The sequence below is a fragment of the Neobacillus sp. DFD-2R genome, from assembly GCF_057747865.1.
The window spans coordinates 3,144,143-3,167,651 of record NZ_CM173228.1 but is presented as its reverse complement, the minus strand read 5'-3'; the positions used below and the strand labels follow the sequence as shown (position 1 = coordinate 3,167,651).

Here is a 23,509-nt window from a genome sequence, read left to right as displayed (position 1 = left end):
TTTAGGTGAGAAATGGTCTAGCTCCAGGCACCTGGCAACTTGAGTTTGTTTTATTGTGAGCAAGGCGCCTTGTGCTTTTCTTATGATAAGGAGGGGGTTTAATGCTACATATTGTGGCCTGTATTAAACAAGTACCTGACACGAAAATTATTAAGATGAATCCAAAAACAAACACGATGGATCGGAGGACGGCACCTGCCATATTAAATCCATATGATACCCATGCTGTAGAAGAGGCGGTACGTCTAAAGAAAAGGTATGGAGGGACTGTATCCGTCGTAACGATGGGCCCGCCTCCAGCTGTGAAGGCGATTAAAAAGTGCATCGAAATTGGGGCAGATGAAGGTTATTTGATCACAGACCGGAGATTTGCTGGAGCGGATACATTAGCAACCAGTTATGCCCTTACGAAGGCTCTGGAAAAAATTTCAAAAACCAATCCTGTTGATCTCGTCATCTGTGGGAAAATGACCATTGATGGAGATACAGGGCAAGTCGGTCCCGGAATTGCGAGAAGGCTTGATATTCCACCGCTAACTTCGGTTAATAAAGTAGCAGAAATTAATAAAGACGAGGGATATGCCATTGTCCATCGGAAATTAGAAGACGGGTATGAAGTGATTAAATCCACGTTACCTTGTTTATTTTCAGTTGAAAAAACAATCAATGAAGTGCCGTATTCTCCATTTCCAAACATGTTAAAAGCTGCAAAATATCAGCCTATCATTTGGTCTGTAGATGATTTGGAGGATATAGACATTAAACAGCTTGGTTTGAAAGGCTCACCAACGATTGTTTCGAAAGTATGGGCCCCTCCTCCACCTGAAGGGGGAACGATTATGGAAGGCAAACCACTGGAGCAAGTTGAACAATTACTTTCCGTCATCCTTGAAAAGAAAGAATTGTTTACGGTAAAGGAGGGAAATTGATGGATTTTAAAGATTATAAGGGTGTTTGGGTATTTATTGAAGAAAAGAACGGGGAAATTGCTCCTGTTTCACTAGAGTTATTAGGAGCAGGGAGAAAATTAGCCGATAAACGAGGTGTGGAATTGGCGGGGGTTTTAATAGGGGAAAATATTAAACCTTTAACCAAAACCGTTTTTGAGTACGGAGCGGATACCACCTATGTATATGACCAGCCCATTTTTAAACATTATCGAACAGAATCCTTTATGAAGGCACTTCTTGAGTGTTCCAATAAATATAAACCTGAAATTATCCTTTTCGGTGCTACTTCAACCGGAAAAGACCTGGCTAGTGCAGTTGCCACTGATATGCCCACCGGATTAACGGCAGATACGACCGAGTTAGATGTCGAAGAGGAAACCGGTCTGTTATTGGCCAGCCGCCCGGCATTTGGGGGGAATATTATGGCGACGATTCTTTGTAAAAAATATCGGCCGCAAATGGCAACCGTACGTGCAAAAGTCATGAAAGCGTTGCCGCCAAAACCAGGCAGAACAGGAAAGGTGATCGAAGAAACGATTGCATTAAAAGAAGAAGATATCCGGACAAAAGTATTAGAAATTGTGAAGGAAACTACAAAAAAAGTCCGAATCGACGAAGCGGACATCATTGTTGCCGGTGGAAAAGGGTTAGGGAGTCCTGAGGGCTTTCAGTTAATTCACCATTTAGCAGAAACTCTTGGCGGAGCAGTGGGTGCCAGCCGGGATGTAGTAGAAGCGGGCTGGATTAATCATGCTCACCAAGTAGGTCAAACCGGTGTAACGGTAACGCCAAAAATTTATTTTGCGATCGGAATTTCCGGTGCGATTCAACATGTAGTAGGGATGAAAAATTCCGGCTTAATCATTGCCATTAATAAAGACAGGGAAGCCCCTATTTTCCAAGCTTGTCATTATGGAATTGTTGGGGATGCATTTGAAATCGTGCCATTATTAATTGAACAGTTTAAAAAGGCATTATCTAAAGAGGAGGTGAGCGTAAGTTATGCCAGAGAAGTTTGATTGTATTGTTGTCGGGGCAGGTCCAGCTGGAATTTCCTGTGCGCATGACTTAGCAAAAGGCGGCGCAAACGTATTGCTTTTGGAAAGAGGAGAGTATCCGGGTTCAAAAAATGTCATGGGAGGTGTCCTTTATCGAAAAATGATGGAGGACATAATCCCGGGCTTTTATAAGGAAGCTCCCCTCGAGCGCCCGATCGTTGAACAACGATTTATGATGATGGATAAAGAGTCTGCCGTCACCTTTAGTTATAAGGGAATGGAGTGGGGAAAGGAACCCTACAATAACTTTACTGTATTAAGGGCTAATTTTGATCAGTGGTTTGCCGAAAAAGCGGTAGAACAAGGTGCGATCTTAGTAACGGAAACCGTCGTATTAGAATGTATTGTTGAAAATGGGAAGGTTGTCGGCGTCAGAACCGACCGACCGGATGGAGATATCTATGCCGATGTCGTTGTTTTAGCAGACGGTGTAAACTCGTTATTGGCACAAAAGCTTGGGTTTCATAAGGAGTATAAACCGGATGAAGTAGCCTTAGCGACGATGGAAATTTTGAAGCTTGATAAAAAAGTGATTGAAGACCGCTTCAACCTCGAAGAAAATCAGGGCTGCACCATTGAATTATTTGGAGATGCCACAAAAGGAATTTTGGGCACAGGGTTTCTTTATACCAATAAAGATACGTTAAGCATTGGTGTGGGTACCCTTTTGTCCGGGCTGATCAAACATAAAATTAAACCATATGACTTACTTGAATATGTGAAAAACCATCCGATGATCCGCCCGTATATTCAAGGAAGCGAGCCGCAAGAGTATTTAGCCCACCTGATCCCAGAGGGTGGCTATAATTCAATGGGGAAAATTGTCGGGAACGGTGTTATCGTGATTGGGGATGCCTCCCAATTAGTCAATGCCATCCATCGTGAGGGTTCTAACTTGGCGATGACTTCCGGAAGGTTAGCAGCGGAAACGGTTCTATTAGCGAAGGAAGCAGGAGATTTTTCTGTTGGTATGCTCGACCATTACCGTGTTAAGTTAATGAATGGGTTTGTCGGCCAGGATATGAAAAAATATAAGGATTCTACCCATCATTTTAATAAATTTCCGCAATATTTTGATGCCTATATTCCAATGGTGAACAAAGCAGCGAGTCAATTTTTTACCGTTGATGGTTCGTCCAAATGGGAAAAACAAAAGAAAATATGGAGTGGTTTTGGCTCAGGTAAAGAAAAATTCAAACTCGCTCGAGATGTGTATCGAGCTTGGAAGGTGATGAAATAATGAGTGAACAGAAAAAATATCAGTCTATCGAAGAAAAGCAATACCTTGTTCGCTTCAATGCCGATACAAAATCTCATCTTCATGTCAAAGATAATGATATTTGTTTAACACAATGTCCTGATAAAATATGTACGATCTTTTGCCCGGCAGAGATTTATAAATGGGAAGACATACGCATGCATGTTGGTTACGAAGGCTGTCATGAATGCGGCAGTTGCCGCATTGGCTGCCCGCATCAAAATATTAAATGGGAGTATCCGAAGGGCGGTCACGGAATTGTGTTCAGGCTTGCATAATTTAATTTGTTCACGAATGCGACCACGAGTGACCACAAAATTAAAGGATTGGAATTTAGAATAGATAATGAGAAAAAAAACAAAGGACTTCCATTAGGGAGTCCTTTGTAGTGTGTAGATTTTCCGTGGGGGAAAAGGTATATATCCATTTTATTCAATTGTATTTCACCTTAAAAGAGGAAATAAAACCAAAATTTACCATAAAATAGATTGTATACAAATTATTCTGTATTTTTTTATTACAAAATAAATGTATGTCCGTTTCAAATCTATTCATTTATTCATATCCTAAATATATTAGAAAGGAGATGTATAGTTGGTGTCTAATGATGAACTAATTTGTCAAGAGTTTGCTAGAATTATCGGCGGACAAGAGGGATTTGCAGGAGGAAAATGCGTTGCTACTATAAATCGAAATGAAATACAAACAATAATTTTAGGAAAACGTTTCAGAGTTACTTCTTCTTTCTCATTTGAATCAAGAGATAATCAGACCGGACGAGCATTGTGCCTAGGGAGGGTAGCACTCCTGCAAAAAGAAGTCGAGAATTTTGTTGCTTCCATTCTTAAACAAGGAATAATAGTTTCATCTATACACAATGAGTGGCTATTTGATAATCCAAATTTGATTTACGTTAATATTGAAGCTGTTGATGATCCATTAGATTTTGCAAGGAATGTCAGAAGGGCGCTAAGGTACTAACGATGCTTTCCTTCCAAAAAGATTGCGCTTAAAAATACTATGGGTAAGGCACTTTTTAGGTTCTTTTTTCTAAGTAAGAAAACTGGAATAGAAAAAGTCAATTAGTAGTAAATATTAAAAGGTACTAATAACTCTTGTTATTTACAACATTGATAAATCTATCTAGCTATCTCAAACCTGTCAAATTTTAATCCCAATAAAAACTTTAAAAAGGGGTTTTAAAAATTGAATCGACCGAATCTACGTATTATTGATTTAAGTGTACCATTAGACAATAATGCAAAAGAGCCTTTTCCACCAGAGATTATCTATGGAACACATGAACAAGGAGCACAACAAGCTGCTCGGGTTTTGGGCCTGAAACCTAGTGATTTTCCAGACAGTGCAGCATGGGCAGTAGAAACAGTTACCTTAACCACACATACCGGTACTCATGTGGATGCACCATGGCACTATGCTGCTACTACTGCGGGTAAAGCCTCCAGAACCATTGATGAACTTCCTCTTGAATGGTTCTACGGCAACGGGGTTCTGTTTAATTTTAGCGATAAACAACCAGGCTATGAGATTGAGGTTAGAGAATTTGAAAAACAATTAAAAGAAATGGACTATCAATTGCAGCCATACGATATTATCCTTGTCCGAACGGATGCGGATAAAAAATATTATCAGGAAAACTATGCAGCTGTCCATGCAGGAGTTTCTGCGGAGGCGACACGATGGCTGATTAATAAGGGGATTAAGGTAATGGGAACGGACGGATGGGGATGGGATACACCACTTTATAAACAAGCAGAGGATTTTAAAAAGAACCCGCGCGATGGTGTCCTTTGGGCCGCTCATTATGTTGGAAAAGAAGCAGAGTATTGTCAAATTGAAAAGCTAGCAAACTTAGACTTATTACCTAAAAGATTTGGTTTTAAAATAGCTGTTTTTCCAATAAAGATAAAAGACGCCAGTGCAGGTTGGGCACGCCCTGTTGCTATTTTTGAGTAAGAAAAAGAATGGTCTACGTTCATCTGACTATGTCAGCCAATTTTCTACCTGTCTCCCTATATAACAACAAAAAGACACACGTTACTTCCTATGTGAAATGACGTGTGTCTCTCTATGAGATTTAAAGTTTACCTATTGAAGTAAACCCATTTTGAAAAAATCTATTATTTTTAGTTTTTTCGTATATAAAAAATAAAATCAGTTCATGAAATGGCTGTAAGCCAGGTTTTGTTCTTCCGTACTGCAATCGGCTCTTGCCTTGTACCGGAAGTAGTAGTCATCTATCTATCGACCGATGGCCGATTCATCCGTTAGGTTCATTTCCCGCAGGATGATGCCCCTACCTTAGTTTGGGTTGCTCGCTCGTGGGGTTTACCCGTTCCACCTTTTCCGTTTCCGGAAAAGCTCCGTCACTGTGGCACTTTCAGGTTATTCTCAGCATATCCCGAGGGACTTAGCATGATTTCACCGCCGTCAGTCGATCCTATCATCAACTGCCCAACCTTGCGGATGGCACGAACACTACAGGCATCTCAGCACTGTGCGAGCCTGGACTTTCCTCAGCTCCATTAAGGAACCGCGACTACTCACCATTTCATGTTCATTCGTCCAAAAGCGACATTAAATACTATATCATGGTCAACAGGATAAATCTTTAGTAGGTTAATTCCAGTGTTTCCATCATGTTCTGTGAACATCTAAAAACTTAGTAACTATTTGTATGACAGTGTCAACTTCACAATCCCTACAAATGTGGTGCTTTGAATGAGGAAGATAATGTAACTCTTTTTCTTTTGATGAAACTAAACGATAAATGAATTCCGAACTTTTTGGGTCTATTGTCTCATCCTTTTGACCATGAATAATACAAATTGGGATGGTAATATGCTGAAAAATCACTTTCGCCTCTCGGACGATTTTTTGAAATTGGAACACATTATAAAGAGGAGTAGAACGAATGAATGACGGATTTTTAAGAATCCTTTGACCGAATAATAAACCATTTTCTTTCGTTCTAGTACGGCGAAAAAATTGGTCTAGCTTCATTTTTAATAAGTGTGGTGTCAGCACGTAAACTGCTGGAGAAAGCAATATCAGGGTTGATATTTGATAACGATACGCCATAATAGAAGCGATCATTGCCCCCATCGAAAAACCAATCAAATGAATCTCTTTGTTTTCTTCAATTGCCTTTTTAACGATTTTCTCCATCATTTGCAACCAATCCATCGCAGTAGCTTTTTGCATCCGCTCTTTATTCATACTATGACCAGGTAACAATGGGGTCATTACTTCGTAACCCATTCCTTCTAAGGCATGTGCCAATGGTTCTATTTCCCAAGGGTTTCCTGCGAATCCATGAATAATGATACATAAATCCATGAAAAATCCCTCCACGACAGTTGATTGGAAAAGGCTCGTTTGGGGAAAAATGCTAAGCTGAAACATCCGATTCAGTTCCACAATCAACACTGAATTTGTTTGTTTGAATATTTTTAATGATCGTTCAGATGGATGGGTTAATTAAGAATTACGTTCATAGTCTTCCAGGGTAGTCTTTGACTAATACACAGATTTAAAAAGGATTTCTTTGGATTAATAAGATTTTTATCGTCTTCAATGATAAAAGTGAAAAATTTTGGAATCATAAAAATAACTTTTAAAAAATTTAAAGCATATATAATTTGTCTTGTCCTAGTTAGAAACTCTTTTAAAACTGAGGTGTTCAGATACATGCCCTTCATGATGGCGAACGGCTGCAGAATCTATTTTACGGTTCAAGGTCAAGGGATACCTATACTCTTTATTCATCCTCCGGTACTTACTCATTTAAATTTTGAGAACCAAATGAAGGAATTATCAAAGGATTTCCTGGTTATTACCTTCGATATTAGAGGACATGGAAGAAGTTCATTTTCAAAACAGCCTTTAACTTATCATTTGATTGCAGAAGATTTGAAGCTTTTATTAGATCATCTAAAAATTCAAAAGGCCTTTATTTGCGGCTATTCAACAGGAGGGACAATCGCCCTTGAATTTCTACTATCTTATCCGGATCGAGCTTCAGGTGGGATCGTCATTAGCGGTATGTCTGAAGTAAGCGATAGGGTCTTAAAAAATAAAATTAAAGCAGCGATTACCTTTACAAAATTAAAGGCCCTTTCAGCATTAGCATTGTATGTAACCTGGTCGAATTCAACCAAATCTTCATATTGGAAAATGGTAAAGGAAGAGCAAAAGGGAACTGCCCAAAATATTAAAGAATATTATCAGTATAGCTTGTCCTATAATTGTACAAATAAATTAAAAAATATAAAAAGCCCCATTTTATTAATCTATGGACAAAAAGATCAAGGTTTTCATCGATATGCCAAAATATTGCATGAAAAATTACCGCATAATGAATTGATGTGGATCCAGGATGTGAAGCACCAAATTCCAACAAAGGCAGCCTTTCAATTAAATAGTTTAATCAAGCAATTTATCAAGAAATATAAGGAACCGGGTGGAAAATGAATGACCTCCTGAGTGTATAATCAGGACTTTTGAACTACCAAAATTTACAGCTATCTTCCAATTTGAATAGATGATATATTTTTCTTGTAAGTTCTTAACGGAACTTTGCGATATGGTTTTTATTATAGAGAAGTACTCAAGAGGCTGAAGAGGCGCCCCTGCTAAGGGTGTAGGTCGGGTAACCGGCGCGAGGGTTCAAATCCCTTCTTCTCTGCCATTATAATATGGGAATGTCTTGGTATCGACAGGGATAGTTTGAGCTTATATTGCGAGTCGTGGGGATCGGCCACGTAAAAACGTCAAAGCCTATAACTGGCAAACAAAACAACAACTTCGCTTTCGCTGCTTAATAACAGTCGTTAGCGGTTCCTCCCTCCATCGTCCATGTGGTAGGGTAAGGGACTCATTCTAAGTGGACTACGCCGAATTCCGCCGTCTGAGGATGAAGGAAGAGAATAACCGGACTAGCCGCTTCAATGCCTGTCAGTAGGCTAAAGAAGTGGGCGAAACTAATTTTACTGACTACACTCGTAGATGTATAAGTACCAATATCTTTGCACACGGGTTCGACTCCCGTCATTTCCACTTAACTATGCCGGTTTAGCTCAATTGGTAGAGCAACTGACTTGTAATCAGTAGGTTGGGGGTTCAAGTCCTCTAGCCGGCACCATTAACTCACTAAAATTTGCGGGTGTGGCGGAATTGGCAGACGCACCAGACTTAGGATCTGGCGCCGCAAGGCGTGGGGGTTCGACTCCCTTCACCCGCACCAAAGTTTTTTACGTTAGCAAACTAACTTGCCATTATTCCGCAGTAGCTCAGTGGTAGAGCTATCGGCTGTTAACCGATCGGTCGTAGGTTCGAGTCCTACCTGCGGAGTCATAGTCCAACAAAGACACTAAGAACGGGTCAGGGCGGGAACGCAGCAGCCATAACTAGTGAAATTGTGTGGGCTATTACATAAACCGGAAAGCTAAAAACACTAAACTCATTTTTGAGTTTAGTGTTTTTTCATTTGTTCAAACAAGTTGATACAGAAAGATGTTGTTGAAGTGAAATTAGATCAAAAAAGCAGACACAAAAAAAGTCTAATTCGACTCATATATGTCATATATTCATAGTAACTTAGAGCTCTAAGATAAAAACCAATTGGTGAGAACTTACCGTCTAGTCATTTGCCAACGGATCCGGTACAGCTAAATCTAAAAATCCTACAAAATTACCCTATTCAATGCAAAATTGCGTTTTAACTACGTGTAAGGAGGAGTTATTATGCTAAAGAAGGGATTTGCTGAATTTATCGGTACATTTATACTGGTATTGTTCGGAACTGGAACAGTTGTTTTAGGTGGCGGAATTCATGGAATTGGTATTTTAGGAATTGCTCTGGCATTTGGATTATCCCTTGTTGCAATGGCCTATAGTATTGGAACCATTTCCGGATGCCACATAAACCCGGCAGTGTCAATTGCCATGTTTGTAAACAAACGAATAAATGCTTCTGAACTTCTTTGTTATTTAGTAGCACAGGTTTTAGGTGCTTTTTTAGGAACTGCAATATTAGTTGCCTTTTTAAAATTATCTAACATGACGATAGAAAATGTAGGACAAAATGGCTTTGAACATCTTGGATATTCGGGTGCATTCTTAGTTGAAGCTGTATTAACATTCGTCTTTATTTTAGTCATTATGGTCGTAACCGGTAAAAATGGTAATACCCCTTTTGCTGGACTTGTCATTGGTTTAACGTTAGTGTTAGTTCACATATTTGGTATTCCATTGACAGGATCTTCAGTTAACCCTGCACGAAGCCTTGCACCAGCAGTATTTGCCGGCGGTGAAGCTGTTTCTCAATTATGGGTATATATCGTTGCTCCAATCATAGGTGGTATCATTGCAGCCCTTGTGGGAAAATTTGTATTCGATACTGAAGAATAAAGTGAGGTTCATCGAAAAGATATGTTTAGTTTTAAAGATTGCTGGTCTAAAAAACAAATAGGCGGAATCGATGCTGATGATTTATCACGCACTGCTGACACCGCCATTTAACCGCCTTCCTGCTTTTAACTAAAAAGTGGATTAAAAAATAACCTCAGTCAATTGACTGAGGTTATTTTTTAATAAAGTCTATTTGAAAGAATTTCATGCAAGATCGTTAATGTGACTCCACCTTCTGCGAATAATGCGCTATCAATATATTTCAAGAGGGTTATGAGTGGATTAAGATGATACTGCTACATAGTTTTGTGGGTGTTATTAGAGAATTTATTTTTGAAAGAGTAGTAAATTTCCTACATTTTTGTTTGAGGCTTTAATACGTATCTACCATAACATGATAAAATAGGGAGAAATGAATATAGTAGGTGTGTTTTTATGGGTAAATGGGTGTCACCGATTGAAAAACGGAATTTCCTTAAATGGTTTTTAGAACATCAGCAGCTGAAACGTTCAGAGGCACGTAAGGTAATAGAATATATAATCAATAATTTTCACATACTTGAAAATGTTTCTTTTACTGAGAAAATCATGCTAAGTAGGAAAACGATTGTGATTTCAAGCATGAATTCGGATGAACCCGGATTTTCGTTTTACTATAATCAACGCAAAACAGATGAAGTATCAAAGGCATTGGGCGATCTAATGATGAATCCATGTGAAAAAGTTAATATCATCATTCATTTTAGTGGAAAAATGCTCAATCATCGGTACCTGCAACTTATTGAAAGCCCGGTATTAGAAAATATTAAACAGTATAACCAAGTTCAGAAGGACGAAAAAATAGTAGATGATATTCTGGACGAAATTTTGCTGGAAAAAGAGATAGAGATAGTAAAAAAACAGATTGATGTGGCACTGGATCAGAAAGATGAAGAGTTATTTAAAAGTTTAACTGCAAGGCTGAAGGAGCAATATGCAAAGAAACACAATGGATAGATGGCGATGAATGCTTTGAAAATGATCCGGTTTGACGATAAAAGATTTGGCCTTTACTATAAAAATCAGGACCTTTGCAGTGACACATAAACATTTATAATGCATAATAAGTACGGATGTTTCTTGCAGTTGGAAAAATAGTAGAACCTGGAGTAGGTGTACGAATGGAATCAAATCAAAAAAATCAGCTGATCACGAGTTGGTTATCTCTAACAAACATACAAATGAAAATTACCAATGAATTAGAAAATAACCTCCAACAGAGTCATCAATTATCTTTAAATGAGTTTTACGTGCTTTTATTTTTATCCAAAGCCCCCGGGAAAAAATTAAAATTACAACAACTTCAGAGTATGGTGGGTTTAAGTCAAAGCGCTATATCGAGACTTGTAAGCAGATTTGAAGCAAAGGGCTGTGGAACCTTAAAAAGGCATATTTGCGTCGATGACCGAAGAGCCATTTTCACTTCCTTAACAACGGAAGGAGAAGAGATGCTTAAAGAGGCTTTTGTTACGTTTTATAAGACCCTTGCAAATGCATTTCCTAAAGAAACGATTATAGATGAGCTGCAAGGCTTACTTGAACAAATTAAGTCTTGAAATGACTAATGGTACGATTGATTATTGGACTCGATTAACGGGTGTCCTCTTCTAGATATAGAACTTTCTTTTTTTGGTCCGAGGTACTATTTGGTGCGTATAGTGCCGATTGGGATGTGTCTGTTTTTTCTGAATCTTTAAATTTGACGGATTGTTTTGTAACATGGTAATTTGTATGCATGCACATACATTTAAAAATAATTGTGAAAATAAAAACAGGTACCATCGGAAGATGACTGTTTTTATAGAAAGGCGATGAAAAATTGAATAAATTAAGTGGAAAGAAACGATTACAGCTTGCGTTACTTTTAGGATCACTTGGACTTTTAGGACCTTTTACAATCGATATGTATTTGCCTTCATTTCCCACGATTGTAAAAGAATATCATACAACGGCTTCTTTAGTACAAATTAGTTTAACTACATGCCTATTAGGCCTTGGTTTGGGGCAATTGATTATTGGTCCTTTGAGCGATGTTCAAGGTCGCCGTAAACCATTGCTTATCTTTCTCGGCTTGTACTTACTAGCTTCATTAACTTGCTCGTTTGCACCCAATATTTATTTCTTTATCGGTTCTCGTTTTATACAAGGCTTTTCAGCAGCAGGTGGACTCGTGATCTCTAGGGCCATTGTACGTGATGTCTATAGCGGAAGGGAACTAACCAAATTTTTTGCTTTATTGATGTTAGTAGGTAACCTCGGCCCAATCGTTGCGCCGATTGCCGGAGGCAGTATACTCGCTTTTACTGATTGGAAGGGGGTTTTTCTTGTTTTGGCTTGTATTGGCGGGGTGTTACTCTTCACTGCTTCAGTGAAACTAAAAGAGACATTACCAAAGGAAAACCGCGTCCCAAGTAACTTATCTCAACTATTGAAGAATTTCGGCTCTTTAGTAAAAGATCGCCAATTTGCCGGGTTCGCCCTCACTCAAGGTTTTATCATTGCAGGAATCTTTGCCTACGTATCCGGAATTCCTTTTGTCTATCAAAATATTTACGGTGTATCTCCTCAAGAATTCAGTCTATTATTTGGAACGAATGGGATTGCTTTAATTATTGGAAGCCAGACGGTTGGCCGCTTTACAGACATCATTTCGGAGAGAACGTTTTTAAAGATCGGGTTACTTATTTCTAACTTTTCGGGTGCCGTATTACTCGTCGCTCTCCTTTTAAAAGCACCACTTTTCGCAGTCGCCGTTCCCATATTCTTTTTAGTAGCTTCTATCGGAATTATTGCAACAACGTCTTTTGCATTAGCCATGGAAACACAAGGACATATTGCGGGAAGTGCCTCAGCGCTATTAGGTTTATTGCCATTTGTACTTGGTTCATTAACAGCTCCGCTTGTAGGAATTGCAGGAGAGTATACAGCCATTCCAATGGGCGTCGTGATCTTTTTTGCAAGCTTTATGGCCTTCCTATCGTATTTTGTTTTAGTTCGAAAACCATCGCTTGGGGTGCAAGCTTCAAGATCATAGAAGGAATCTCTTAATCTTTCACATAGATTAGATTCATTAAAATAATGCTAAAAGGAGAAATGCAAAATGAATTTCGTTACCTTAAACAATGGTGTAAAAATGCCGCAACTTGGATTTGGTGTTTGGCAAGTGGAAGATGATCAAGCATCCAATGTAGTTGCGAAAGCACTTGAAGTAGGATATACATCCATTGATACAGCGATGATCTATAAGAATGAAAAAGGTGTTGGGAAAGCTTTAAAAGAATCTTCTGTTCCTCGTGAAGAATTATTTATTACCACAAAAGTTTGGAATAGTGATCAGGGCTATGAAAATACATTACGAGCCTTTGATGAAAGCTTAGAAAGATTAGGTCTGGATTATGTTGATTTGTATTTGATTCACTGGCCAACTCCTCAATTTGATGAGTATGTTGATACATATAAAGCATTAGAAAAGCTTTATCATGATGGCCGAGTGAAGGCGATAGGAGTTTGTAACTTTGAAATTGAACATTTAGAACGTATTTTAAATGAGTGTGAGGTAAAGCCTGTTGTAAACCAAATTGAGTGTCATCCATACCTTGCACAAAATGTTTTAAAAGAGTTTTGTGCAAAGCATGATATTTTTATCGAAGCATGGAGTCCTCTTGATCAGGGAGGAGAAGTTTTACAAGACGAAGCGATTAAAAGGATTGCTTCGTTACATCGCAAAACTCCGGCACAAGTTGTCTTACGCTGGCACTTACAAAATAATACGATCGTTATTCCAAAGTCTGTGACCCCATCGAGAATAGAAGAAAACTTTAATGTGTTTGATTTCGACCTAACTGTGGATGAAATGACTGCAATTAATGAATTAAATCGCGATAGGCGTAAAGGTCCACATCCAAATGAAATGAATAATCGCTAGGATTTTAATCACAGGAGACAGTGTGTTTTTACTCTGTTCAATGACAAAGCCCATTCCAGCTGCAGTTGGAGTGGGCTTTCGTGATATAAATCACATAGATATTTTTTGTTTATACTATAATTGTAGTAGAAAATACTACTTTCATGAAAAAGAGGGGTTAACCGATGACTATTACATTAGGACAGGAAAAAGTTGATGAGCTAGTAGAACGCTTTTACGATAAGCTACTAAAGGATTCCTACTATATTTCGATGTTTGAAAAAAGAAACGTGGATATTGAACTGCTCAAAAGTAGACAAAGATCGTTTATAAACCGCTTAATTTCTGAAGAATCATCTCAAGATCACGACAATCAAGTATCACAGGTTAAAGAAAGACATTCATTTCATATGGCTCCGGAAAGAGCTGAACTATGGATGGGCAAAATGAAAGAGACCATGGACGAAATGAAACTGGATGATTCCATTAAGGTAAAATTATTAGGGAAAATAGAATTTTTATTGAATAAACTTATGTAAACCCTATATCGATTGGCTAGCAGTTAGGCGAAGTAAAAATATATTTTTACTTAATACGTTCGGAATTCATGATAATAAGTGTTGATTAGCAAAAAAAGGCAGGGCCTGGATTCGGACTATGTAAGAGAAAAATAAACAGTTGATGTCCGAATGAGGACTGGATTCGGACTAAGCTAGTGAAAAGCAAGCGGTTCCTGTCCGAATGAGGTCTGGATTCGGACAGAGCAAGAGAAAAATATACGGTTGCAGTCCGAATGATGTCTGGATTCGGACAAGTTAAGCTAAAAGCAAACGGCTCCTGTCCGAATAAGGTGTGGATTCGGACTGAGCAAGTAAAAAATAAACGGTTCCTGTCCGAATAAGGTGTGGATTCGGACTGAGCAAGTAAAAAATAAACGGTTCCTGTCCGAATAAGGTGTGGATTCGGACAAGGTAAGTAAAAAGCAAGCGGCTCCTGTCCGAATAAGGTGTGGATTCGGACTAAGCAAGTAAAAAATAAACGGTTCCTGTCCGAATAAGGTGTGGATTCGGACTAAGCAAGTAAAAAATAAACGGTTCCTGTCCGAATAAGGTGTGGATTCGGACAAGGTAAGTAAAAAACAAACGGCTCCTGTCCGAATGAGGTCTGGATTCGGACAGAGCAAGAGAAAAACAAACGGTTGCAGTCCGAATGATTGCCGGTTTTGGTTGCCGAGTTGGACGGATATGCATACCATGCAACTAATCCTGCCCAGCTTAAGCGTGACAAAATGAAGGATGAGATATTGCAGAAGTACAATATTCCAATCATAAGAATGAAAACGAAAGGGAGTGGAGAAGAAGAAAGACTCCACCAAAAATTAGCGGACATTTTAAAGCTGGATACTAACGTATCAGAGTCAATAATTTCTACTCAATTAAAAACGGGTGCATAATCACGACCATACCTCAACGATGTTTTCCCTTAAATGGAGTATGATGATAGAAGAACCAATACGAGGAGCTTTCAAATGGACACTAGGATGAAATGGAATACGAAACATAAAGAACGTATTGATCAGCTACAGGAACCTGTGCCGAATTCCAGATTAAAGAATCTAGCTGCTTATCTTAAAGGAGGCACTGCCCTAGATCTTGCTTGTGGCCTTGGTGGAAACAGTTTGTTCCTTGCGCGTATGAACTATCAAGTCCAAGCGAAGGACATTTCTGAAGTTGCTATCAGCTATATCCAAGAACAGGCTGCAAAATATAATCTCAAAATCGACCCTCGGGTATGCGATTTGACGGAATGGAAAAATATTCATTGGCAAAACCATTCTTTTCACTTAGTTGTAATTACCTACTACCTTGATCGCTCACTTTTTCCCATTGTTAAGAGTATCCTAAAAGAGGATGGTTATTTATTCATGGAAACTTTCTATCAGTCACCGCATAACGGGAATCACGGAGTATCTAATCAATATAAACTGCAGCCAAAAGAGTTGTTAGCTGAATTTGGCGGTTGGAAAGTGCTCTTTTTTGAAGAAAATGAACAAGAGGGACGGCAAACGATATTTTGTCAGAAACGATAATTTTGGTTCCAGTGCATCATAAATTTTTTTAACTACAATCATGTTATGTTATCAAATGAGATGATCATAATGAAAAATAAAAACCTCGATTTAATCGAGGTTTTTTATAATGAGTTCGTTTAAGAATCGAATCGTAATTATATTTGTTGAAAATTATTCTTTTTTGCAGCGAATAATAGAATGTGTGATTGCTATTCAGGTAGATAGGAGCAGCAATAATCAACAATAGAATGAACCTTTAATAAAAAGCTTTCATTAGCAGGCACATAAAAAACACCTTGATTTTGAATTAGCTTCCAATCCTGACCGTTTAATTTATATTCCAGCTTTCCAGCTTGAATTTCCATCTCTTCTTTTTGTGATGTAGAGAATTCATATTCGCCCGGAAGCATAACGCCTAAAGTCTTTCGGGTCCCGTCCTGAAATTCGACCGTTCTGCTTGTGACATTCCCGTCAAAATATATATTTGCTTTTTTGATGATTGTTGCATTTGTAAAGTGTGACATTAAATTCATCCTCTCATTTTACTGCTCCTATTTAAACATAAAAGCCTCCCGATGGGAATAAAAAATAGATAGTTTTTTAAAAATATTTTAAAAAATGAAATAATGACTACGCAACTTACCTTAAGGCGTGAATTTCTTCAGATTCAAGATACAAAATACGGCCGAGTCCTTTTAACTTACAAAAGTAGCTCTAAGTATGTATTTTTCTTTTAAGAACAAAAATTTACAAAAACTAATTTAAGGCAGGAGAAAAATGAATGTATCATACCCCAAGTTTGCTTCACTCAGGTGTTATTTAGAGTAATGCGCTAAATGCCTTATTATCCTTGAGTCGAAATGCCTGTCATAAGGATATGACAAATGGGCTTAACTTAACTGGACAATAGAATTAGGGTTAAGTAGACTAAAAACTAAATCATGTTTAACAACTATTTAATCGTAAGAGATCCGTTCTATCAACTACTTGGAGGGGTGGGTTAGGAGGCCTGTTTGGCCATCCGGATATATTAAATAGCTAGCTTCCTTGTTGGAAAGCTTACCCACAGAGGACTCCGGGTCAAATTGCGATATTTTCCCACTTTATTTTTTCTTCGGAATGCTTCAGGCTTACGTTTTGGTTTGAGATAAAGAGAATGCAACTGAAAAATTTTCTGCCTCCTAATCTACTAACTTATAAAAAATGGAAAATTCGAATAATATGAAGAAGTTCTTCGGGTAACCATGATTAGTGTAAATCAAGGAAATTTGGATGAATGAGGAGGAATAATAATGATGGATTTTGATACAAATATAGACCAGTTTGCTACGATTAAAGTCATCGGTGTTGGCGGCGGGGGAAACAACGCCGTGAACCGAATGATCGAGGCAGGAGTTGAGGGTGTAGAATTTATTGCCGTTAATACAGATGCACAAGCTCTTAATCAATCAAAAGCAGAGATCACAATGCAAATCGGTGCATCATTGACAAGAGGTTTAGGAGCGGGTGCAAATCCGGAAATAGGAATGAGATCTGCGGAAGAAAACAAACAACAGCTCGAAGAAGTGTTAGCAGGTACAGACATGGTTTTCGTTACGGCCGGAATGGGCGGTGGTACAGGCACAGGGGCAGCGCCTGCAATTGCTAAAATTGCCCGTAATCTTGGTGCCTTGACAATTGGGGTTGTAACACGTCCTTTCAAATTTGAGGGACACAAGCGTACAGCAAACGCGGAAATTGGAATTAACGCAATGAGGGATTCAGTGGACACCTTAATTATTATTCCAAACGATCGATTATTGGAGATTGTAGATAAAAAAACACCCATGATAGAAGCTTTCCGTGAAGCGGATAATGTACTCAGGCAGGGTGTTCAAGGAATTTCCGATTTAATTGCTGTGCCGGGTTTAATCAACCTTGATTTTGCTGACGTGAAAACGGTTATGTCCCATAAAGGAACTGCCTTAATGGGAATTGGTATTGCCACAGGTAAAGATCGTGCTGCTGAAGCTGCGCAGAAAGCCTTAAATAGTCCGTTACTGGAAACTTCCATCAATGGAGCTCATGGTGTGATCATGAACATAACAGGCGGTCTCAATTTAAGTCTTTATGAAGTACAAGAGGCAGCCGATATAGTTGCTGCTGCTTCAAACGAGGAATTAAATATGATTTTTGGTTCGGTCATTAATGAAAACTTAAAAGAAGAAATTATCGTAACTGTCATTGCGACAGGATTCAATGAGCAAGACGTTGTATTATTGCAAACGTCTTCCCAGCCATCCATGGAAGGAATGGCTGATCCAGATCGAAGGGAACGACGTATACAACATATACAAAGTGATCCGATAAACCGACGCGAATCGATTCAAGATTATGACCGACACTCAGAACTTCCCGAAAAATCTCTTGATATTCCAACGTTCTTACGCAATCGAAAAAAACGATTTTAATAAATTTAAAATTTGCTTCTCCCAAAACACTAAACTCATTCATTTGAGTTTAGTGTTTTTTTCATTTATTTCAACAATTTGAAACAGTACTTAAGACCTAAAGAGACTTTCTTCCATAATATGAATTCCATTTTTCGAAAAAGGATAATAATCTTTATAAACTGGCAGTAAAACAAGTTGTGTTCTTTCTGATTTGTCAAATTAAATGATAATCAACGAAACAATGTTTCTTGAACTTGTTATTTAAGATATTTAAACCACTTATGATACATATATTTAAAGGAATGCAAAAAAAGATATTGAATCACCAACGTAACAATGTTACCTTAGTATGAGGAGGATGTAAACGGGTAATTAACAGAAAGTTTATATTCTATTCCGGAAAATTTCAGTAATTTTTAGTTCATATTTACCTTTAAAATTGAGGTTAAAGGGGGTTACACAAGTGAAACAAAATAATAAAGCACTTATTCTAATTGGGCTCATGATTGGGGTCATTTTCTCGGAGCTTGATGAAACAGCAGTTTCCACTGCGATGCCTACCATTATTCGCGATTTGGGCGGATTGGCCCTGTATGGCTGGGTTGGCGGAGTCTATATGCTGGCCATGACATCGTTCATGGCGATTCTTGGTAAACTTGCTGATTTGTACGGGCGCAAGCGAATTTACTTAGTTAGTATGGGCTTGTTTATCGCTGGTTCAATAGTCAGCGGGTCGGCTCATTCGATGGAAATGCTACTTGTTGGCCGTGGAATTCAAGGGATTGGTGCAGGTGGTCTTATGCCACTGGCAATGGTCATTTTTGGTGACTCGTTCCCAGTTGAACAGAGGGCGAAAATTCAAGGTATTTTCGGTGCGGTTATGTTTATTCCTCAGCTTGTTGGACCACTAATTGGAGGCTATTTCGTCCAACATATTTCATGGCATTGGATTTTCCTTGTTAATATTCCAGTGGGTGTGCTCGCGGCTGTTATACTATCTATCGGTTTGAATGAATCGAAAGGTGAAAGGCAAGTTAGCATTGACTGGGCAGGTGCGATTCTACTTGTAATGTCACTGATCAGTTTACTTCTAACACCGGTTCTTCACCAGACAGAAGGCTATGCTTGGAGTAATCCAAAAATGATTAGCCTTTATATAATTGGAACAGCTCTTCTTTCATTATTTGTATGGGTTGAAGCAAAATCGAAAGAACCGATTCTACCATTACATTTATTTAAGAATCGAAATTTCGTCGTCATTTCTGCGTTAGTATTCGTTTTTATACTCGCCATTATGGGATCTCTATCGTCGTTTCCATTTTTCGCTCAAAATGTACTCGGCCTTACCCCTACAGAAGCTGGTTATCTAACCATACCAATGATGGTCGGAGCCGTTGGTGCTAGTGTGATAGCTGGACGTTTGATGCCAAAAATCCCTTACCGAAACCTATATGGGATTTCGTTCATCATTCCAATCATCGGATTTTATTTACTTTCAGGCATAGACGCACATACTTCGATTCCTACATTCATCCTGTATTTTATTATTTTAGGATTTGGTTTTGGAGCTTTGTTCAATAACTCTCTCATTGTGCAAGAGTCAGTTGAAAAAGAACATGTTGGAATTGCTCAGTCGTCCGTTAATTTATTTCAATCGATTGGTATGACTATTGGTTTCAGTCTATTCGGTTCTTTGCTCGCTTCCAAAATCTCTTCTGGAATGAAATCACTGGCGGGTAACTTATCGATGGAACAAGCACTTTCATTAAAAACCATGGAAAACGGAACAATTCCAAAAAATCTAGATCCGGTCTTTTTAGAAAATATAAAAATTGTCTTCTCTCAAGCCTTTCAGCATTTGTACTGGGTATCATTTTTTCTCGCAATTGTCTCCTTTTTCATTTGTTGGGGATTGAAAAAAGAAGTTTTGATTGTGAAGAAGGAAGAGAAAGAAAATGTAGAATCCTCAGAAAAGGTGCCAGGAATCATCCAATAAATTGGCAAAAATATTGACAAAGTAATTTTTCAACAATCTTAAAAAACCATTCTCCCCGGAATGGTTTTTATTTGTATAACTATTTGATGATGTACTAGAGTTATTTATTTTGAGGAAGTTCAATACCTTTTCTATTAAGGGCAGAGATAGCCCAACCAAAAAGGGGATGTTCCAAGGTCTGATTGTATTGTGAAAGAAATGCCGAGGGTTGAAATCAAGATTCCTAATCCATAAAAAGAATATTTCGTTTTACGCGTGCTTTTCATCATTATTTAGTAGATAATTCTTTTATCATTAAAATATGCGGAATCCCATCTTCCATAAATATACTTGATGAAGTCTGATAGCCAAGTTTTTGATAAAAACCCTCTGCCTGTGTTTGCCCGTGTAATTTAACCCGGGATACTTCTTTTTCAACTGCGATTTCTTCTAACGCTTCAATCAATACTTTTCCAAGACCAAATTTACGGTAAGGCTCTAAGATACAGATTCTCTCCAATTTACCAAAGCCATCAACCCATCTTACACGTCCAGTTCCGACAGGTTGCTCATGATAATATACCAAAATGTGTTCAGAAAGCTCATTTAGGGTATCGAATTCATCAAACTCATCTTCCAATGGTACACCTTGTTCTTCAACGAATACTAGTCTTCTAATATGGAAAGCTTTTTTTAAATCATGATCAATTGTTATTCTTTTTGTATTCATTTTTTTCAGTCCTTTTCTGGATTTATTTAAAACTTGACTATATATAAAGCGTTTTTTTGCAAATACAACAAAAGTAACTAAAATTAATTTAAATTATTTTTGTTGCAAATGCAATAAAAAAATACATTAAGGAGTTTTATACTTGGTATTATTATGGTTAAAACACTGTATACTAGTAGCCCATCATTGGGTTCAAGAGTGAGGTCCAACCTGCCGTAATCTATCTTGGTTAGAGATGAATTTTAGCATAGGATTTTCTTGCGGGTTGTAAAGTGGCGGACAATATACCACTTTACAATTTGGAGTTTACATAATCTTATTATTGAAAACACTATTCGTGTACAGAAATATGATATTCGAAAATTACGGAGGAACAAGGTGATAAAATGAAATATTAATAAGTGCCAAATAACTGTAATAAATAGGTATTCATTGGCACTTATTTTGTTACAAATGAAATCCTATTTAAAAACCCTGTAACATCAATCTATTTTTATAAATGTTATAATTTGAATCAAGAAAAACGGCAAACAGCTTCATTGTATCCTTAAGTTTAAATTAAGAAGGGTATTATATTCTTTCGTTATGTGTTTTTATTCACATATCAATCTCGGATTAAAATTTTTATCTCCTTTACAAGCCAACATCCGTGATACTAACTAGGATAGAGGAGGAGTACGATGTATAAAAGAATTGATTGGTTAGATGTCGGAAAGGGTTTGGGAATCCTTTTAGTCATGCTGGGGCATGCGGATATTCCGGCTCCTATTAAAACGTATATCTATACATTTCATATGCCATTGTTCTTTTTCCTATCAGGATACTTATTCACACAAAAAAAATTTCCCAATGTAAGAGTCTTTTTATCCAAAAGGACAAAGTCATTGATCTTACCCTATTTGTGTTTTTCCTTTGTTGCCTATATTTGGTTTGTTCTCTTATTTAACTTTGGACAAGTCGATTATCAACATAATTTATTCATGCCATTATTAGGTTCTTTCATTGCGACAAGAAAATCTTTTTGGACCGTTCAGTGCGGACCTCTATGGTTTGTGAATTGTATACTTTGTACAGAAATGCTTTTTTACTTCATCTCGAAAATAGGGCGAAATAAAAAGGGAATGGGGATCGCTTTGATTTTCATTTCTGCTCTTGGATGTTTTTATAACAAAATGGTAGGAAAACCACTTCCATGGAGTATTGATGTTGCCATGATCAGCGTTGGATTTTATGGACTTGGATTTTTATATAAAGAATACCGGGAGAAATTTGAGCGTTATATTAATTACAAAGCTTTTCTTCTATTACTTATCATAAATATTGTAACCGGATATCTAAATTTTGTTCTTTCGGGGGAAAGGGTAGATTTCTATAATAGTAGTTTAGGTAATATCTTCCTTTTCTATCTATCCGCACTTTCCGGAATAGGAGCATTTGTCATCCTCATCAAACGAATGAAAAAAAATAAAAGTCTCCAGTTTATTGGTGAAAATTCACTTATATATTTAGCTTTGCACCAAAAAATTGTCTTTGTTTTATTTAACCTGGTTATACAAAATTCCTTATTAAATTCTGAAAAATTATTAGGAATTCCAATGATAAAAGGCTCTCTTTATACACTTATGGCCGCACTTATTATCGTACCGGCAGTTTATTCCATCAATCATTATTTTCCTTTCATGCTGGGAAAATCAAAGAAGCGAAACACAAGGCAGATGTTAGATATGAAAATTTCTTAGATTTATCCTTCCTTTTTTACTTGATGTTTTCACATTGCTTGACCAAAAGAGGGCCCGCAGGCGTGCAACGGACCGGCATTATTTGAAACTAATTTAGATATTGATAATAATCCTGTGAATGGAAGCTTCTAAATCCGCATGATTCATAGAGCCTCAAAGCATGGGCATTTCTGGCTTCTACCTCCAGAAAAATAGGCAATCCTTTTTGATCTTCCATTTTTACCACTTTTGTTAAGGCCTTTCTCCCGATCCCGTTTCCCTGGAGTTCAGGAAATACTGCGAATCCATAAATCCACGCTTCGCCTTTTGATTCGGAAACGCGCATTTTCCCGGCCGTTTTTCCTTCTGCTTCGATAATTAAATTTAGTTCACTGCTGTTCTTCCTGAGCGTCTGATTAAACTCCCGTGCTTCCTTTTCAGTAAATCCAAAGCATAAGACTTCGAGCTTTATTTCTGCTTCCAAATCCTCATTTGAAAAAGACGGTCTAAGGGTAACAGCCGGATCCTCAGATAGTTCCGTTTTCTGCCATTTCATTTGATATTCTGCAACGGAAAATGTACACGGAATGGTTTTTAAAAACTCCTTTGCAGATTGGGATTCTGTTGGAGCATTTAACAAAATGGTCCTTGTATCTCGTTTCCTCGCCTCTTCAAGCCCCATTTCAAGTAGCCTGGAAAAAATCCCTTTACTTCGGTAATCCGGGTGTACCATTCCGCAAAGCTCTACCTTATTTCCAAAACGATAGCTTCCAAGGAAACCGACAAGCTTGCCGTCCTCATAATGGAAGAAGTCTTCCTTACGGTTGTCGGTTCGATTTTTAAGCATATCAAAATTAAGCTTCAGCTGAAATCCTCCCGTTTTCTCACAAACCTCCTGAAGTGCTTTTATTTCAACTAATTGTTCCTCTTTAAGCATTCTTT

22 protein-coding genes, 4 tRNA genes, 3 other RNA genes and 1 pseudogene are annotated in these 23,509 nt (G+C 37.9%); 24 read left to right on the top strand and 6 right to left on the bottom strand.

All coding sequences use genetic code 11. The features are described 5' to 3' along the window. Positions 1 to 101: 101 nt before the first annotated feature. The 6 genes from AC3ANV_RS15960 (at position 102) to AC3ANV_RS15935 (ending at position 5,243) form a co-directional block, all read left to right on the top strand. A complete protein-coding gene (locus AC3ANV_RS15960) occupies positions 102 to 929 on the top strand; it encodes an electron transfer flavoprotein subunit beta/FixA family protein (RefSeq protein ID WP_488309685.1) in 828 nt (275 codons plus the stop codon). Continuing rightward, positions 929 to 1,969: an electron transfer flavoprotein subunit alpha/FixB family protein gene (locus AC3ANV_RS15955; RefSeq protein ID WP_488309684.1), complete on the top strand. Its 1,041-nt coding sequence runs from the start codon at positions 929 to 931 to the stop codon at positions 1,967 to 1,969. The genes AC3ANV_RS15960 and AC3ANV_RS15955 overlap by 1 nt, the downstream gene beginning before the upstream one ends. Next, positions 1,953 to 3,248 (top strand): FAD-dependent oxidoreductase, encoded by a 1,296-nt coding sequence (locus AC3ANV_RS15950; RefSeq protein WP_488309683.1) that lies wholly within the window; start codon positions 1,953 to 1,955, stop codon positions 3,246 to 3,248. Before AC3ANV_RS15955 ends, AC3ANV_RS15950 begins: the two co-directional genes overlap by 17 nt. Then, entirely contained in the window at positions 3,248 to 3,544 is a 297-nt protein-coding gene (locus AC3ANV_RS15945) for a ferredoxin family protein (protein WP_488309682.1), read from the top strand. Before AC3ANV_RS15950 ends, AC3ANV_RS15945 begins: the two co-directional genes overlap by 1 nt. A 316-nt stretch (positions 3,545 to 3,860) precedes the next feature. Then, positions 3,861 to 4,247 (top strand): DUF1259 domain-containing protein, encoded by a 387-nt coding sequence (locus tag AC3ANV_RS15940; protein WP_488309681.1) that lies wholly within the window; start codon positions 3,861 to 3,863, stop codon positions 4,245 to 4,247. A gap of 225 nt (positions 4,248 to 4,472) precedes the next feature. Then, positions 4,473 to 5,243, top strand: a complete 771-nt coding sequence (locus AC3ANV_RS15935; RefSeq protein ID WP_488309680.1) for a cyclase family protein — start codon at positions 4,473 to 4,475, stop codon at positions 5,241 to 5,243. A gap of 212 nt (positions 5,244 to 5,455) precedes the next feature. On the opposite strand, the gene rnpB is transcribed toward AC3ANV_RS15935, so the two are convergent. Both rnpB and AC3ANV_RS15925 read right to left on the bottom strand, forming a co-directional pair. Then, an RNA gene (gene rnpB / locus AC3ANV_RS15930) (RNase P RNA component class B) lies at positions 5,456 to 5,838 on the bottom strand. 86 nt (positions 5,839 to 5,924) lie between these two features. Then, positions 5,925 to 6,626, bottom strand: a complete 702-nt coding sequence (locus AC3ANV_RS15925; RefSeq protein ID WP_488309679.1) for an alpha/beta hydrolase — start codon at positions 6,624 to 6,626, stop codon at positions 5,925 to 5,927. A 351-nt stretch (positions 6,627 to 6,977) separates the two neighbouring features. On the opposite strand from AC3ANV_RS15925, the gene AC3ANV_RS15920 reads away from it, so the two are divergent. From AC3ANV_RS15920 to AC3ANV_RS15850, 15 genes are all read left to right on the top strand, one after another. Next, positions 6,978 to 7,760, top strand: coding sequence for an alpha/beta fold hydrolase (locus AC3ANV_RS15920; protein ID WP_488309678.1), 783 nt, complete (start codon positions 6,978 to 6,980; stop codon positions 7,758 to 7,760). A 126-nt stretch (positions 7,761 to 7,886) separates the two neighbouring features. Continuing rightward, positions 7,887 to 7,977, top strand: a tRNA-Ser gene (locus AC3ANV_RS15915). Positions 7,978 to 7,986: 9 nt separating this feature from the next. Continuing rightward, positions 7,987 to 8,348, top strand: a transfer-messenger RNA (tmRNA) gene (gene ssrA, locus AC3ANV_RS15910). A 6-nt stretch (positions 8,349 to 8,354) separates the two neighbouring features. Beyond that, positions 8,355 to 8,430, top strand: a tRNA-Thr gene (locus tag AC3ANV_RS15905). A gap of 17 nt (positions 8,431 to 8,447) precedes the next feature. Then, positions 8,448 to 8,532: transfer RNA gene (locus AC3ANV_RS15900), tRNA-Leu, on the top strand. A 35-nt stretch (positions 8,533 to 8,567) separates the two neighbouring features. Beyond that, positions 8,568 to 8,639 (top strand) — tRNA-Asn (locus AC3ANV_RS15895). Continuing rightward, positions 8,639 to 8,723: signal recognition particle sRNA small type (ffs, locus tag AC3ANV_RS15890), an RNA gene on the top strand. Before AC3ANV_RS15895 ends, ffs begins: the two co-directional genes overlap by 1 nt. A 309-nt stretch (positions 8,724 to 9,032) precedes the next feature. Further along, positions 9,033 to 9,698, top strand: a complete 666-nt coding sequence (locus AC3ANV_RS15885; RefSeq protein ID WP_488309677.1) for an MIP/aquaporin family protein — start codon at positions 9,033 to 9,035, stop codon at positions 9,696 to 9,698. A 435-nt stretch (positions 9,699 to 10,133) separates the two neighbouring features. Next, positions 10,134 to 10,694, top strand: coding sequence for a YpiB family protein (locus AC3ANV_RS15880; protein WP_488309676.1), 561 nt, complete (start codon positions 10,134 to 10,136; stop codon positions 10,692 to 10,694). A gap of 164 nt (positions 10,695 to 10,858) precedes the next feature. Further along, positions 10,859 to 11,293, top strand: a complete 435-nt coding sequence (locus AC3ANV_RS15875) for a MarR family winged helix-turn-helix transcriptional regulator (RefSeq protein ID WP_488309675.1) — start codon at positions 10,859 to 10,861, stop codon at positions 11,291 to 11,293. A gap of 263 nt (positions 11,294 to 11,556) precedes the next feature. Further along, the gene (locus AC3ANV_RS15870; protein WP_488309674.1) at positions 11,557 to 12,771 is read left to right on the top strand and encodes a multidrug effflux MFS transporter; all 1,215 of its coding nucleotides are present in this window, start codon (positions 11,557 to 11,559) and stop codon (positions 12,769 to 12,771) included. A gap of 66 nt (positions 12,772 to 12,837) precedes the next feature. After that, a complete protein-coding gene (locus tag AC3ANV_RS15865; RefSeq protein WP_488309673.1) occupies positions 12,838 to 13,662 on the top strand; it encodes an aldo/keto reductase in 825 nt (274 codons plus the stop codon). A gap of 164 nt (positions 13,663 to 13,826) precedes the next feature. Beyond that, positions 13,827 to 14,180 carry a protoglobin domain-containing protein gene (locus tag AC3ANV_RS15860; protein WP_488309672.1) on the top strand — a complete coding sequence of 118 codons (354 nt, stop codon included), beginning with the start codon at positions 13,827 to 13,829 and terminating at the stop codon, positions 14,178 to 14,180. 674 nt (positions 14,181 to 14,854) lie between these two features. After that, entirely contained in the window at positions 14,855 to 15,094 is a 240-nt protein-coding gene (locus AC3ANV_RS15855; RefSeq protein ID WP_488309671.1) for a DUF2726 domain-containing protein, read from the top strand. 75 nt (positions 15,095 to 15,169) lie between these two features. Then, a complete protein-coding gene (locus AC3ANV_RS15850; RefSeq protein ID WP_488309670.1) occupies positions 15,170 to 15,730 on the top strand; it encodes a class I SAM-dependent methyltransferase in 561 nt (186 codons plus the stop codon). Between the two features lie 191 nt (positions 15,731 to 15,921). Here AC3ANV_RS15850 and ppnP read toward each other — a convergent pair whose 3' ends face one another. Then, on the bottom strand, positions 15,922 to 16,236 hold the full coding sequence (gene ppnP, locus AC3ANV_RS15845) for a pyrimidine/purine nucleoside phosphorylase (protein WP_488309669.1): 315 nt from the start codon (positions 16,234 to 16,236) through the stop codon (positions 15,922 to 15,924). A gap of 768 nt (positions 16,237 to 17,004) precedes the next feature. Here ppnP and ftsZ point away from each other — a divergent pair. Together ftsZ and AC3ANV_RS15835 are read left to right on the top strand one after the other, a co-directional pair. Continuing rightward, positions 17,005 to 18,162: a cell division protein FtsZ gene (ftsZ, locus tag AC3ANV_RS15840; RefSeq protein WP_488309668.1), complete on the top strand. Its 1,158-nt coding sequence runs from the start codon at positions 17,005 to 17,007 to the stop codon at positions 18,160 to 18,162. 445 nt (positions 18,163 to 18,607) lie between these two features. After that, entirely contained in the window at positions 18,608 to 20,140 is a 1,533-nt protein-coding gene (locus AC3ANV_RS15835; protein WP_488309667.1) for an MDR family MFS transporter, read from the top strand. 158 nt (positions 20,141 to 20,298) lie between these two features. Here AC3ANV_RS15835 and AC3ANV_RS15830 read toward each other — a convergent pair. Continuing rightward, positions 20,299 to 20,406, bottom strand: a pseudogene (locus AC3ANV_RS15830) (DUF6198 family protein); the annotation flags it as partial. A gap of 2 nt (positions 20,407 to 20,408) precedes the next feature. After that, a complete protein-coding gene (locus AC3ANV_RS15825) occupies positions 20,409 to 20,849 on the bottom strand; it encodes a GNAT family N-acetyltransferase (RefSeq protein ID WP_488309666.1) in 441 nt (146 codons plus the stop codon). A 680-nt stretch (positions 20,850 to 21,529) separates the two neighbouring features. On the opposite strand from AC3ANV_RS15825, the gene AC3ANV_RS15820 reads away from it, so the two are divergent. Continuing rightward, a complete protein-coding gene (locus AC3ANV_RS15820; protein WP_488309665.1) occupies positions 21,530 to 22,588 on the top strand; it encodes an acyltransferase family protein in 1,059 nt (352 codons plus the stop codon). Positions 22,589 to 22,676: 88 nt separating this feature from the next. Here AC3ANV_RS15820 and AC3ANV_RS15815 read toward each other — a convergent pair whose 3' ends face one another. Beyond that, positions 22,677 to 23,504, bottom strand: a complete 828-nt coding sequence (locus AC3ANV_RS15815; RefSeq protein WP_488309664.1) for a GNAT family N-acetyltransferase — start codon at positions 23,502 to 23,504, stop codon at positions 22,677 to 22,679. Between the last annotated feature and the right edge of the window lie 5 nt (positions 23,505 to 23,509).

Coding starts and splice junctions, on each gene's coding strand:
- AC3ANV_RS15960 (WP_488309685.1), top strand. CDS start 102: ATGCTACATATTGTGGCCTGTATTAAACAAGTACCTGACACGAAAATT.
- AC3ANV_RS15955 (WP_488309684.1), top strand. CDS start 929: ATGGATTTTAAAGATTATAAGGGTGTTTGGGTATTTATTGAAGAAAAG.
- AC3ANV_RS15950 (WP_488309683.1), top strand. CDS start 1,953: ATGCCAGAGAAGTTTGATTGTATTGTTGTCGGGGCAGGTCCAGCTGGA.
- AC3ANV_RS15945 (WP_488309682.1), top strand. CDS start 3,248: ATGAGTGAACAGAAAAAATATCAGTCTATCGAAGAAAAGCAATACCTT.
- AC3ANV_RS15925 (WP_488309679.1), bottom strand. CDS start 6,626: ATGGATTTATGTATCATTATTCATGGATTCGCAGGAAACCCTTGGGAA.
- AC3ANV_RS15920 (WP_488309678.1), top strand. CDS start 6,978: ATGCCCTTCATGATGGCGAACGGCTGCAGAATCTATTTTACGGTTCAA.
- AC3ANV_RS15885 (WP_488309677.1), top strand. CDS start 9,033: ATGCTAAAGAAGGGATTTGCTGAATTTATCGGTACATTTATACTGGTA.
- AC3ANV_RS15880 (WP_488309676.1), top strand. CDS start 10,134: ATGGGTAAATGGGTGTCACCGATTGAAAAACGGAATTTCCTTAAATGG.
- AC3ANV_RS15875 (WP_488309675.1), top strand. CDS start 10,859: ATGGAATCAAATCAAAAAAATCAGCTGATCACGAGTTGGTTATCTCTA.
- AC3ANV_RS15865 (WP_488309673.1), top strand. CDS start 12,838: ATGAATTTCGTTACCTTAAACAATGGTGTAAAAATGCCGCAACTTGGA.
- AC3ANV_RS15860 (WP_488309672.1), top strand. CDS start 13,827: ATGACTATTACATTAGGACAGGAAAAAGTTGATGAGCTAGTAGAACGC.
- AC3ANV_RS15850 (WP_488309670.1), top strand. CDS start 15,170: ATGGACACTAGGATGAAATGGAATACGAAACATAAAGAACGTATTGAT.
- ppnP (WP_488309669.1), bottom strand. CDS start 16,236: ATGTCACACTTTACAAATGCAACAATCATCAAAAAAGCAAATATATAT.
- ftsZ (WP_488309668.1), top strand. CDS start 17,005: ATGATGGATTTTGATACAAATATAGACCAGTTTGCTACGATTAAAGTC.
- AC3ANV_RS15825 (WP_488309666.1), bottom strand. CDS start 20,849: ATGAATACAAAAAGAATAACAATTGATCATGATTTAAAAAAAGCTTTC.
- AC3ANV_RS15820 (WP_488309665.1), top strand. CDS start 21,530: ATGTATAAAAGAATTGATTGGTTAGATGTCGGAAAGGGTTTGGGAATC.
- AC3ANV_RS15815 (WP_488309664.1), bottom strand. CDS start 23,504: ATGCTTAAAGAGGAACAATTAGTTGAAATAAAAGCACTTCAGGAGGTT.